Origin of the sequence: Alteromonas sp. AO-Serp (genome assembly GCF_017849675.1) — a bacterium.
Lineage (GTDB): Bacteria > Pseudomonadota > Gammaproteobacteria > Enterobacterales > Alteromonadaceae > Alteromonas > Alteromonas macleodii.
The window spans coordinates 46,623-59,775 of sequence record NZ_JAFLMX010000034.1; the positions used below are offsets into that span (position 1 = coordinate 46,623).

Annotated in this window: 8 protein-coding genes; 3 read left to right on the top strand and 5 right to left on the bottom strand. The window is 44.4% G+C overall.

Annotated elements, in window-relative coordinates; all coding sequences use genetic code 11:
- Window positions 1-29: 29 nt before the first annotated feature.
- Genes QVA83_RS02985 through QVA83_RS03000 form a run of 4 tightly spaced genes read right to left on the bottom strand, consistent with a single transcriptional unit; the run spans window position 30 to window position 7,052 of the window.
- On the bottom strand, window positions 30-3,167 hold the full coding sequence (locus QVA83_RS02985) for an efflux RND transporter permease subunit (RefSeq protein WP_156079162.1): 3,138 nt from the start codon (window positions 3,165-3,167) through the stop codon (window positions 30-32).
- Window positions 3,164-5,182, bottom strand: a complete 2,019-nt coding sequence (locus QVA83_RS02990; RefSeq protein WP_156079161.1) for an efflux RND transporter periplasmic adaptor subunit — start codon at window positions 5,180-5,182, stop codon at window positions 3,164-3,166. The genes QVA83_RS02985 and QVA83_RS02990 overlap by 4 nt, the downstream gene beginning before the upstream one ends.
- The gene (locus tag QVA83_RS02995) at window positions 5,179-6,543 is read right to left on the bottom strand and encodes a TolC family protein (protein WP_014996986.1); all 1,365 of its coding nucleotides are present in this window, start codon (window positions 6,541-6,543) and stop codon (window positions 5,179-5,181) included. Before QVA83_RS02995 ends, QVA83_RS02990 begins: the two co-directional genes overlap by 4 nt.
- On the bottom strand, window positions 6,543-7,052 hold the full coding sequence (locus QVA83_RS03000; RefSeq protein ID WP_049587499.1) for a DUF411 domain-containing protein: 510 nt from the start codon (window positions 7,050-7,052) through the stop codon (window positions 6,543-6,545). Before QVA83_RS03000 ends, QVA83_RS02995 begins: the two co-directional genes overlap by 1 nt.
- Window positions 7,053-7,799: 747 nt before the next feature.
- Between QVA83_RS03000 and QVA83_RS03005 the strand changes: the two genes are divergently transcribed.
- The 3 genes from QVA83_RS03005 (at window position 7,800) to QVA83_RS03015 (ending at window position 11,950) form a co-directional block, all read left to right on the top strand.
- Window positions 7,800-8,483 (top strand): heavy metal response regulator transcription factor, encoded by a 684-nt coding sequence (locus QVA83_RS03005; RefSeq protein WP_020742690.1) that lies wholly within the window; start codon window positions 7,800-7,802, stop codon window positions 8,481-8,483.
- Window positions 8,467-9,873, top strand: a complete 1,407-nt coding sequence (locus QVA83_RS03010) for a heavy metal sensor histidine kinase (RefSeq protein WP_156079160.1) — start codon at window positions 8,467-8,469, stop codon at window positions 9,871-9,873. Before QVA83_RS03005 ends, QVA83_RS03010 begins: the two co-directional genes overlap by 17 nt.
- Window positions 9,874-11,308: 1,435 nt before the next feature.
- Window positions 11,309-11,950, top strand: coding sequence for a hypothetical protein (locus QVA83_RS03015; protein ID WP_156079159.1), 642 nt, complete (start codon window positions 11,309-11,311; stop codon window positions 11,948-11,950).
- A gap of 58 nt (window positions 11,951-12,008) precedes the next feature.
- Here the strand turns inward: QVA83_RS03015 and QVA83_RS03020 are convergent, their stop codons facing one another.
- On the bottom strand, window positions 12,009-12,962 hold the full coding sequence (locus QVA83_RS03020) for a DNA replication terminus site-binding protein (protein WP_156079158.1): 954 nt from the start codon (window positions 12,960-12,962) through the stop codon (window positions 12,009-12,011).
- Between the last annotated feature and the right edge of the window lie 191 nt (window positions 12,963-13,153).

Consider the following 13,153-nt stretch of genomic DNA (forward strand, 5'->3'; position numbering starts at 1 on the left):
ACGATGTGAACGGCGAACAGGTCCTTTCATTACGCAACGACAGCCAAGTATTTAAGCTGTTGTTTGCGCCATATTAAATAAATGGCAGGCAATATGAGTAGTGTCAGAATAATCGCACTAACCATTCCTCCCACCATCGGCGCGGCAATCCGACTCATGACTTCGGACCCCGTACCAGAGCCATATAAAACCGGCAGCAATCCAAAGATGATAGTGGCCGTTGTCATCATGACGGGACGAACACGCAATCCTGCACCGTGCAGTACTGCCTCGGTCAACATCTCGGCGCTCGGTAAGGTACCCCCTTCTTTGCATCTATCCATCAGTGCCTGATATTCATGATTGAGATATACAAGCATAATGACTCCTATTTCTACAGCGACACCGGCCAAGGCAATGAAACCTACGCCTACGGCCACGGAGAAATTAAAGCCTTCGATGTACATAAGCCATATGCTGCCAACCATCGACAATGGCAACGTCCCCATAATAATCGCCACTTCAATGAAGTTTCGGAAGTTGAGGTACAATAGAATAACGATTATAGCGAGCGTCAAAGGCACAACGTAAGTGAGCTTCTCCTTTGCCCTTAACATATACTCGTATTGGCCAGACCAATTAATTGAATAGCCGGCGGGTAAAACGAGTTGTTCAGCAACAACTTGCTGCGCGGTAGCCACATACGTGCCTATGTCTACACCATCGATGTCAACATACACCCATCCATTGAGCCGCGCGTTTTCACTCTTGATACCCGGTGGTCCGTCTTCGATGTAGACGTTAGCAACATCAGCTAAGGCTATACGTTTTCCTTGTGGTGTCACTACAGGTAACAAAGAAAGCGACTCTGGAGAGCTTCGGTATGACTGCGGATAACGAATATTTACTGGATAGCGCTCCAGCCCTTCTACACTCTGTGTTACGTTAACACCGCCAATTGCACTAGAGACAATTTGCTGAACATCAGCGATATTGAGCCCATATCGGGCGGCTTTTTCGCGATCAATGTCGACTTTCAAGTAGCGACCGCCAGCGACGCGTTCAGAATACACTGAAGCCGTGCCATCGACGTCAGTTAATATTGACTCAATTTGTTGGCCGATTTTTTGAATTTCCATTAGATCGGGACCACCAATTTTAATCCCAACAGGGGTTTTAATTCCTGTGGCAAGCATGTCAATTCGGGTTTTTATTGGCATCACCCATGCGTTGGTTAAGCCCGGTAAATTGACCACTGCATCAAACTCTTTAATAAGGTCCTGCGTGGTCATCCCTTCTCGCCATTGTTCTTTGGGTTTCAATTGAATGAATGTCTCAATCATGGTCAGTGGCGCGGGGTCCGTCGCCGTATCCGCCCGCCCTACTTTGCCAAATACCGTTTCTACTTCTGGCACGGTTTTTATTAATTTGTTGGTCTGTTGAAGAAGCTCTCGTGCCTTCCCGATTGATATGCCGGCATAGGTGGTTGGCATATACATCAAATCGCCTTCGTCAAGCGGGGGAATAAATTCACTACCAATTTTATCAATTGGCCAAAGCCCGATAGCCAAGACAATCAATGCTGCGACCATCGTTGACTTTGGAAAGCGCAAAACTGTCTTGAGCGTCGGTATGTATAAAAACGTTAAAAACTTGTTGACTGGGTTTTTGTGTTCAGGCAAAACCTTTCCACGTACAAAATACCCCATTAAGACTGGGACCAGTGTAATCGCAAGTGCCGCTGATGCAGCCATTGCATATGTTTTCGTATAAGCAAGAGGGGAAAACATCCTCCCTTCCTGGGCCTCAAGCGTAAAAACAGGTACAAAACTAACCGTAATGATCAACAAACTGAAAAATAACGCAGGTCCAACTTCGACCGCAGAATCGATAACAACCTGCCAGCGATTTTCCTTGGTAAGAGGCGTCTTTTCCATGTGTTTGTGCATATTTTCAATCATAACGATCGCACCATCACTCATGGCGCCAATGGCAATAGCAATGCCGCCCAACGACATGATATTGGCATTGATCCCTTGCATATACATAACGATTAGCGCGGTAATGATCCCGACAGGAATACTGATGATTGCGACGAGTGACGACCGAACATGAAAAAGAAAAGCGACACATACCAAAGCGACTACGATAAACTCTTCCACTAGTTTCGAAGCTAGGTTATCAACGGCTCTTTCAATTAATGCGGAACGATCATAAACAGTGACCACCTCAACGCCATCAGGTAGTCCTTTTTTTAAGTCCTCTAGTTTTGCTTTGACGCCATCTATCGTTTTTTGAGCATTCTCGCCAAAACGCATCACGACAATACCGCCGACTGTTTCCCCTTCGCCGTTTAGCTCTGCTATACCGCGGCGCATTTGTGGACCGATATCTACAGTGGCAATATCCCTTATTAAAAGCGGTGTGCCATTGTCATTGACGCCAAGAGGAATAGTTTCGATATCCTTCTTATCAGAAATATACCCCGTAGCACGAACCATGTACTCAGCTTCTGCAAGCTCCACTACAGAGGCCCCAACTTCTTGATTCCCTCGCTTTATTGCCATCTGAATATGAGAAAGCGGTATACCGTAAGCGCGGAGTTTTTCAGGATCTACTTTCACTTGATACTGTTTCACCATACCCCCTAGCGCCGAGACTTCGGACACGCCAGGCACAGTTTGGAGCTCAAATTTCAAGAACCAGTCTTGCAAACTGCGTAATTGAGAAATATCGTGTTGGCCGGTTCTGTCGACCAATGCATACAGATAAACCCAACCAACGCCTGTGGCATCTGGACCTAATTGCGGCCTGGCGTTTTCAGGTAGATTGGGGGCAACTTGCGATAAATATTCAAGCACCCTGCTTCTTGCCCAATATAAGTCGGTATCATCATCAAAAATGATATAAACGTAGGAGTCACCGAAAAACGAATAACCTCGAACCGTTTGTGCACCCGGTACGGAAAGCATGGCGGTCGTTAGCGGGTACGTTACCTGATCTTCTACAACTTGTGGCGCTTGACCAGGATAACTCGTTTTGATTATCACTTGGACATCGGATAAATCTGGGATCGCATCTACTGGCGTATTTTTCATTGTAACTAAACCGCCACCGACTATGATGATGGTTGCGAGTAAAACAAAGAAGCGGTTTGAGACCGACCAACGTATGACTGCTTCTATCATTCGTGCGCTCCTTCATGTTGGCTGTTATCCATCGTTCCTTTATCAGATGCTTGTATATGTACTGTGGTAATAACGTACGCACCGTCTTGGGTTTTGGTAATTTCGATGTGCAGTCGCATACCAGCGGTAATGTCAGATAAATCAACCTCATTAGCGACGTTAAAATCCATTGTCATTGCAGGCCAATCCCACGCCTCAATAGGGTCATGTTCAAGGCTTAACTGGTTGCTAGCACTCATCACTGCATTGACCGTTGCTTGAGTCCACACAGCGTCGACAGCGGTACTTGTTTCACTACTTGCCTCTTCAACAACATGAATGGTAGAAACAAGATATTCGCCACTTGAGGATTTTGAAATTTCAATATGCGCAAGCGTTCCAGAGGCCAAATCAGACAAGGTAATGTTATCTGCCACGTTAAAATCCATCGTCATCGCGGGCCAATCCCACTCTTTTATAGCGGGATGATCGACATTTATCATTCGATGCCCATCCATTACAGAATTAATCTTGACTTCAGTCCAAACGCTTTCAGACATAGTCGCCTGTGTACTTTGTGCTGAATCGATAATGTGCACGGTTGTCACCACATATTGACCATCAGTTTGCTTACTGATCTCGATATGTGCCGATGAACCACCTTTGACCGTTGCTAAATTGATATGCTCCGCTACCACAAAATCCATGGTCATCGGCGGCCAATCCCATTCTGGAATTGGACCATGTTTTGCAGTTATCATGTTGTGAGAAGGCATCACGTCTGTGATCATCACCTCTGTGAAGACCGATGTTGGACTTTCTTCAGGGGGTTCCATTCGCTTAAAGTCAGAGCTAATACTGCTCTCTGAATCAAGCATAAATTGAGCGGAGGTGACAATGCTGTCACCATCGATCAGTCCTTCAAGTACTTCTGTAAACTCGTCAACCACTCGCCCAATTTTGATTGCAACTGATTTAAATTTTCCATCTCCCAATGCCAATACAACGCGATTTTGATTGCCTGTTCGAATAACCGCTTCGGTTGGCACGATCAAGTTGGTCGAATCCATATCAGAGTGGATAGTCACTTGAGCGAACATGTTCGGCTTTAACGTATAATCTTGATTAGCAAAGCGAAGACGCACACGCAGTGTGCGGGTACTCTGTTCAAGGGTTGGGTAGACGTAGTCTACAACGCCTTGCCACGTCTTTCCGGGGAGGAAATCTAATTTCATAGTAACAGGCAGCCCTTCCACTATTTGGGCGGTTTGTCGCTCAAATACCTCTGCATCAACCCAAACCTCATCCAATGCACCAATCGACATGACTGTAACGCCAGGTTTTATAAAAAAACCTTCTCGAATGTTTAAATTATCTACGAATCCGGTTTGGGGTGCGGAAAAGGTAACGGTTTGCTGAACATTTTTTGTTTTTGTTAACGTCTCCACGACGTCTTCAGGCACTTGCAATGCATTTAAGCGAGAACGAGCAGCTACGATCAGATCTTTGTTGTTTCTGCGCATAGCAAGCAGCAATTCTTCTTGTGCATTCACTAACTCAGGCGAGTATAGAGAGTAAAGTGGTTCCCCTTTTTTAACATATTCTCCTGATGCTTTTACATGCAGTGTTTCTATCCAGCCTTCAACGCGAGGATGCACATGGATTAATGTTTCTTCGTTGTATTGAACGTACCCGACAGTTCTAATAGGGACATGCAGCGCGCGGCGCTGCACTTTCGCAGTTCGAACACCAAGGTTGTTCTCCACATTTGGCGCTATAGTAATTGTTCCTGAGCCCGCATCACCACTTGAACTTTCTTCGTAGACAGGAATGAGATCCATGCCCATCGGAGACTTTCCTGGTTCGTCTCTGCGGTAATTTGGGTCCATCGGCGCTACCCAATACAACGGTTGCTTCTCTTCGTTTTGCTCATTATTCGCGGTGGATGATGAAGATGGTATCAGAAACGTGAATGCCAACGCAGTCATAATACCGCCTGCTACCCCGCCTATGACGAGTGCTTTAATTGTGCTCATTGTTGTTCTCCGATTTGAGACAAAGGAATACCTGCGTTGGTATCAAAGTAATAGTTGAGTTGAATTTTTGTTTTGACCAAATCCACACTGATATCCAGTGCGTCAATTCTGGCATTAAGATCCGCAATACGAGCACGCACTACCTCAGCAAAGTCTCCTTCGTCGTTGGTATAAGCATTGAGCGATGCCTCAGCTTGCTCTTGCATTTGCTCTAACAATTCGAGTTCGTACAGCGCTTGTCGCTCCATTAATCGCTCATTTTCCGCATATAAAGACTGGATGTATGACATCATTTCTCTGAGGACTAAGCGCTTGTCGGTTTTAATGGCTTCAGATAGGCTTACGGCAGCCGAAACCTCTTGGTCTTGGCGGTTTTCTGTAAAAAGAGGTACATCGAAACTTACACCCATCGATAAAAAATCTGCTCGACTTGTACCGTCGGGCGTGTCGTCTCTGTAGGCGTAACTAGCGTTAACCCCCCATTGTGGCTTGTATTTTTCTTTGGCAAGGTCAATACCGGTTTGGCTGGCGCGAATTCTTTGCTCTATCGAGAGGATCAAAGGGTGTTGATTGAGAACCATTGCAAGCGATTGTTGATCTCTGCGCTCAAGTATTGTTCTCATATTCTGCCCCATGTTTTTGATCTCAGGTAGGGCATGCGGCAACGTTAATCGAGAAAAGGCATCAAATCCCGATTGACTTGGATAATTTTGATCTCTAACTAGCCACTCTAGAAGCTTCCCTGTGGCTCTTTCTTCTAATGCTCGTAGTTTAGTAAGTCGGTCTTCCAACCTTGTTAATTCCAACTTTGCACGAACGATATCTTGCTGATTTACGCGTCCAAAGGCAGTTGAATAATTTGCCTTTGCGATATCGCTGAGCTGTTCAAATAACGCTTTATCTTCATCAATTAGCTTTACACTTTGCTGCGCCCGATATATTTCTAACCATAAGTTTGATACTTGAACGCGTGCTTTGGCCACTCGGTCGGCTCTCATCAGGGGATGCTCTGCTGCTTGCTCCCGCAATTGACGAGACCTTATGGCTAACGAATCACCACGAGGAAACATCTGTGACACACCTACTTTTAGCTGAGTCATGGGCTCTTGATCAAACGCAAAACCATCAGTGGGTACATTTGCTAAACCGATGTTGACAACGGGGTCTGGTAGGCTCGAGGCGACGACACTACTGGACAATGTGGCACGTTCACGATGTGCACTGCTAACGAGCCATGGATCATTTTCTACCGCTATTTCTACTGCACGTTTGAGCGTTAATTTTTCATTCGCGATAGCGGGAGAGACCATCGAGAACGAGAACGCTCCCCAAATAGAAACAAAAAGACAAAACCGGTTCATTAGAATTGCTCCTCATAGGTGTTGACTTCAGCAAAGGTCGTAACTGAACCATCTACATTGAGTTGCAATACAAGGTAAGGTTGGAATCGTTCGTCAACTTCCATGCCCGGCGATCCAATTGGCATGGCTGGAACGCTCAACCCTAAAACCCCTTCAGGAGGGTTTTCTAAAAATTGTTGGATGTATTTTGCGGGTATGTGCCCCTCAAATACAAACCCGTCCTGAGAAAGAGCAGTATGGCAGGAGCGATACTGGGGTTCGATGCCATGTTTATCTTTAACTCTGGACATTAGCGCGACATTTGTCACATCTGTTTCAAAACCATGTTCTTCAATATGTCGTACCCATTTTTGACAACATCTACATGTTCTACTTTTGTAGACATCCAATGTAATTTTCGGGGCCTGTGTTGCAGACTTTGCATCATTATTTGCTTGCAGGACATCACTGCACGCCGTTAAAAAGAGGACTACAGAAACCAGAGCCCAAAACGGTATATTTTTTTTCATAAACAACTCTCACATATATTGAATTTCGCACGCTTCACGATGGAAACATCACGTGCAGTAACTGTTAGTCTTTACATCGACTAACCTGATTACACGAGAGAGTATTTTGGGGGGCGTAAATGTATAGCGATAAAGACTTTATGCAGCCTTGCTTGTCTGGTTAGGACTGGGGTGTTCAACAGTTTTGATGTTTCGAGATTCGCCCCAGCCAACATGCCGAGCTGAAAGGCAGCCATGGGACAACAGCAATCTTGATTGCAACAATTCTCTGATACATCATGTGTTGAGTGGGCCATGTGATGACCGATTCTGTTATCTATTTCATGCACCATATCGCTTGCACATGGCGTAGCTACACTCGCGAAAGACCCGCTTACTTGCACGCTCAACAAAGCGATAACAACGAGGTATTTGACGAATGAAAGTTTCACTTAAACCTGACTCCTTTAATGAAACGCGTTTTCACGGATTAGCTACGGCAATGAGAATATCAAATGGCCCTGACAGACAGATTACCTTGACATTACAATTTTGTAATCATGAGCGATATTGATAGCGAAAGTGTATTTTTAGTTGAATATTTGCGACTTCGAGCTACGATGTGGTGCGCTCATTAGTATATTGAATACTCTGTTGGTTGCTGGCATACGTTTTATTATTAGTATACTAACAGCATTTTACGATTGCGGTGTATTCAACAGGCTTACTCCATTGAATTAAAGCTATGCAGCAGGTTAATCACATACCATGAAAATACTTGTAGTCGAAGACGAAGTAAAAACGGGCGATTACATCAAACAAGGGCTAATTGAATCCGGCTTTGTTGTAGAATTAGTAAGGACTGGCCTGGATGGTCACCACAAATCGATGATTGGTGATTATGAATTAATCGTACTCGATGTAATGCTGCCCGACATAGAAGGTTGGAAAATCCTGTCTTCATTGAGAGAGACTGGTAAATTTACACCCGTTCTTTTTTTAACCGCTCGCGATCACGTTAATGACAGAGTCAAAGGACTTGAGTTAGGCGCAGACGATTATTTGGTTAAACCGTTTGCTTTCGCGGAACTCCTCGCAAGAGTGCGCACCTTGATCAGGAGAGGGACTTCTGTCCCTAACAACACGTTACACATTGCAGATTTGGAGCTTGATATCCCTTCTCGCGTTGCGAAGCGCGGTGGCAAAGTAATCAATCTGACGACTAAAGAGTTTACATTGCTTGAACTAATGGTCAGACGTCAAGGTGAAGTATTGCCCCGTTCTTTGATCGCCTCTCAGGTATGGGACATGAATTTTGACAGTGACACGAATGTCATTGATGTCGCTATCCGAAGATTGCGTGCAAAAATTGATGATGACTTTCCTGTAAAGCTAATTCAAACTGTCAGGGGGATGGGCTATAAAATGAGTGTAGATGATAGTAACGAATAAACTAAAACGGCCAAACTCTCTTGCGTTTAGAGTCACTATACTTGTTGGCATTACCGTATTTGTGTGCCTTACAATAATCAGCTTAATCGTTCAACAATCAATTGCAACGCATTTTGCTGAACAGGATGCTGATGAATTAAATGAGGTATTCCATGCTGTAAAACGAAAGCTTAGCGAAGCATACACTGAAAAGGTGGCACCTTCGAGTATCCTCGTTGAAGCAGTGTCTGGTCATCATGGAGTCTATTACCTTGTGCAAAATGAAGATGGAGAATCCGTATTTTCGAGTAAAGGCGTTGACTTGCACAAATACCCCGGTCAATTGTTTGACAACGATCTCATAACGCCTGATATGTTGACACTTTTTTTTGATGGATCCCATATGTTGCGAGCAACTGAAGCTCTCGTGACCGTCAGCACTGGTCAGAATAAGTCTACATACCGTGTTGTGGTAGCCTCCAACATGGAATTTCACATGAATTACATGGAAGACTTTGAAAAGACGTTATGGGGCATTATTTTCGTGTCTGGTTTGATCACGATAATAGTGGCACGTTTTGCTGTGTATCGAGGCCACTCGCCGCTACGAAAACTGAGTAGAAAAATAGGTTCTATTACTGCTGACAAGCTCGATATCCGACTAAATCCTTTAGAGGTACCGGTCGAGCTCGCAGGATTAGTGGGGTCGTTTAATGCTATGATTGAACGACTCGAAGCTGGCTTTGAGCAACTTTCATATTTTTCTGCGGACATTGCGCATGAATTGAGAACACCGGTCACAAATCTGACAACTCAAACGCAGGTTATTCTGAATCAACCGCGCACTGAAAGTGAATATGTTGAAATTTTATATTCTAATTTGGAAGAATACGAACGTATGACCAAGATGGTCAGTGACATGTTACTTCTAGCCAAAACGGAACATGGACTCGTCAAGCCACAGTTAGAGCGACTAAATTGCCGGGCAGAGCTTCAAGAATTAGTTGAGTATTTTGAACTACTGGCAGAAGAAAGACAAATTCAAATTCGCATCCGAGGGGCCGATGCCACAATTGATTGCGATAGGTTCATGTTTCGACAAGCTATGAGTAATCTATTGTCAAACGCAATTCGATATTCCTTCGAAAACGCGATTGTTAAGGTAGCAGTATCTACCAACGATGAACATACAAAAATTACCGTTTCAAATCCAGGCCCGAAAATCTCTGATGACCATCTTCAGAGACTTTTTGATCGCTTTTTTAGAGCAGACCCTTCACGAAAAAATCATGGTCAAGGCGTTGGTTTAGGATTGACTATCGCTCGTTCATTGCTTCACATGAACGGAGCTAAACTAACGGTTAGCTCAGATGACAACTTAACCGTATTTGTTGTATCATTCCACAAATAATCAATCAAACTTCGTCCTGGACTCTAAACAGGTGGTCACTTTCTGAAGCTGATGTATCGGCCACTTCCCCTCATTTGTCATGTTTGCACTTTCCAACACCTTCTTCATAAAACTGGACATTTCATCATTAATCTTAATACAGTTGCTGGTATAGGCTTAACTTGTGTGTATCAACGATTGATCTAACAGTTCGGAATAAGTTGATTAATACCTTCGGAAAAAACCAAGCCTAGAGCCTCACTACCAAATTGGGAAACTCATTTTTCAGTTCCTCAATTATTGGATAAAGAATGATAACCTGCTCACTGTGAAAAACACCTGGAGCCAGATGGAAAACGCACATCTGTCGTGTTGTTTCAGCTGCTATAATAGTCGTCATCATTGACTCATTGTGGCCAATCACACTTAGGACTATTTCATTCGCATCGTTTGAAATTTTCCCACACGCTCGGACGGTGACGCCACAAATATCAGTGCCATTGTGTATGTTTATAAAAAGCCAAAATGCTATTTTTCGAAAAACGGATTGCGCAGGAGTCTACCAAGATCTATCCTGGAAAAAGCAGCTAACAACTATGTCACTAAACTGCTATCAAAACGAACCCAAGTTGATACTGTTGGAGTGTCAAGAGTTTGCCCAATAAAATGTTGTTCAGAAAAATCAAACCGATTAGCAGGGTGTTTACTATCGCAGCTAGGTGACCCGATATTAGTGCTGTCACTGAAGCTTTTTACCAATCGGCTACGTCAATTAACCATTATCTTGTAGGCTGCGTCTAAATTGTTATACATCCATTCTAGAGCAGCCTTTCCATGGTGGTCACAGAGACCGAACTCCAAGAGAACATCTATCTGACGTAGATTTTCCATCAGTTTCTTAGCTTGAGAAACAAGAAAATTTGTAAGCCCAAGTGCAAGCACAACACTAAGTACAACCGCAGCGTTGTTAAGTTTTGCAAGCCCATCTAATAACTCTACCTGGCAGATAAACTTAAAGTCAGAACTAATATCTACATAGTACCCCTCGGTACTATACCAAAGGGCTTTTGATAGCAAGAGGATGGTGGTCTACGAAAACTCAGCAATTCTATACATAAGACTATCAAATCCGCCCCCATTTGCCTCACTGTAATGCTTTTGAAGAATTCAGCTGGGGTTTCCCTTATGAGCCCACCGTCGTTGTCATCGGTAACAAGAAATACCCTGTCTATAAAAAAATACCTTCCTTTCCTGAAAAGCGAGCGCCACAGAAGTACTGCGTGGATGAACGTGTGAGTCGTAGTACCTGCAGACGTGACAGATGTAATAAATGGGAGTCACCGAAACCTAATGGTTATTTGGTGAGTAGTCGTTCCTTAGCCAATTCGTTGTTTGCCAATTTACGTAATTGAACGCTTGGTACAGGTCTAAAACATATTAGAGGGAGAGTCATTCTGTGTTGCAAGATAAACGAGAGAGCGGCGTTATACCTAATGGCGTTACCTTTGGTACTGAAGTGCTTGTTATGCCAAGCCTGATAGGTAGCGTCTTCACACACGCTGGTGGTACCGACACAGTAAGTTATAAGCCGAACAAGTACAGCTGGGTAAAAAAGGGGGATGTCATTGCAGAAGTGTATATTAGCCGTCCAAAGACAAAATTTGGATTGATTAATGATATCTTTTTTAACGATATCATCTCGAAAGTCCCCATTAAGAGTCCTGCGAGTGGTTTGGCGCTTCATAGCGAATACAGTGATAACTTTACAGTAGAGTTGAAAGGTAATGTGCCTCCCATCGCTAATTTTTCATTGCTCCTTCCTAGTGATGAAGTGCGTGAAGTATCTGGTGCTTCACTTTTTAGGGCGGCAGTGAACTTGATCAAAGAGAACAGTGACCTCTTGTATAAAGAATCGAGACGCTGGACGATGAAGGGGAAAACGCCTCAGGAGTTAGAAAGCTTATTAGCACAGCAATTGGCTGCAAATTGCCGGCGATACCCGGCTACACCGTATTATGACGATTATTTAGATGAGGCCAGGACGGAATTTCCCGAACTGAGGCAGCACCTTAAACACCTCGTCAACAAAGCGGAGTGAGAAGTACAAACACAGCAGTAAGACAACAACATTCGCCCATCGCGGTAACCTAAGAAGGTTAGATTTTCGCTAAATGAGCTTCACGTTTATTGTCTTCCTCGCTAATCGGCCTCGTATAGAGGTTGATGGCTTCATTCAAGCACTCCCACGCATGCCCTTGTCTATTCGCTTTACGTTTTTGCGGCACATGGGCGCTTAATGGACGAATAGTGGGCACATCCTCGTAGTTACACAGAATAACGGGCTGTGCGGCGTTGATAGTATTTACCACCGGCTTACCCTGTGCTGACCCGTAATACAGCGACAAATTCACCGACGCATTGCGTGTCTTACGTATATAAAAGCGGTGGGTGTGCTGTGTGCCCATGATACGCGCTTTTATCTCGTTCAGTTGTGTATCATTGAGACCAGACTTGCTGTTATACAGATACAACACAGCGCGCTCAGGCGTTAGCCGTTGGTCAGCGTTCTTGTAGGCCCAATAAAAATTCACGCTTTTAAGCGCGGTATCCGTATCAGGGCGACAGTTAATGACATCGATATGCCGATACAACTGATAAGAGATTATTTCAGCGCCACGGTGTTGATGTAAGAATTCGTGCTTCTGCAAATGATTGCGCCCGTGTGAGCCATCAGGCTTTCTATCCTGCACGCAGTGTTTGATAGCCGTCTTCGTACTGTTAATCGCGATAATGGTATCAATGACGTCGTCATGGTTCTCAAGCAAAAGGATGCCAGGGTACTTGCCCGCCACCCGGCCTGAAATATCATGAGAAGGACGATGGAAGCACTTTAAGGCATTAAGACAACACATCTGCGCTTGGACGTTGAACATATCGCGGTGGCCAAGCATTAGCTCACCGGCAGAGAACGCTTTAAAGTCTTCTTTAGTGATGTCATCAATATTGGCAAAATAAGCAGTAGGTGCTAACCGCATGGCACTATAAAGCGACTCATACAATTCATCCAAAGTCGTGAGCAAACCATTAAAGCGCGCAAAATCATTCACCATCACCACACCCTCTTATCAATCAAACATACCCTATTGTATTATATTTACAGACCACCTTCACATAAAAACACCATTAAAACCCACCCGCGGACACCACAAAGTGGCATCCACCCTGCAAGCCCGCCCTGCCCTACCAGCCGAAGGCGCGCACGAGTTGAGCATGAGGGGCACCTCGGTGGTGGATGAGGGAC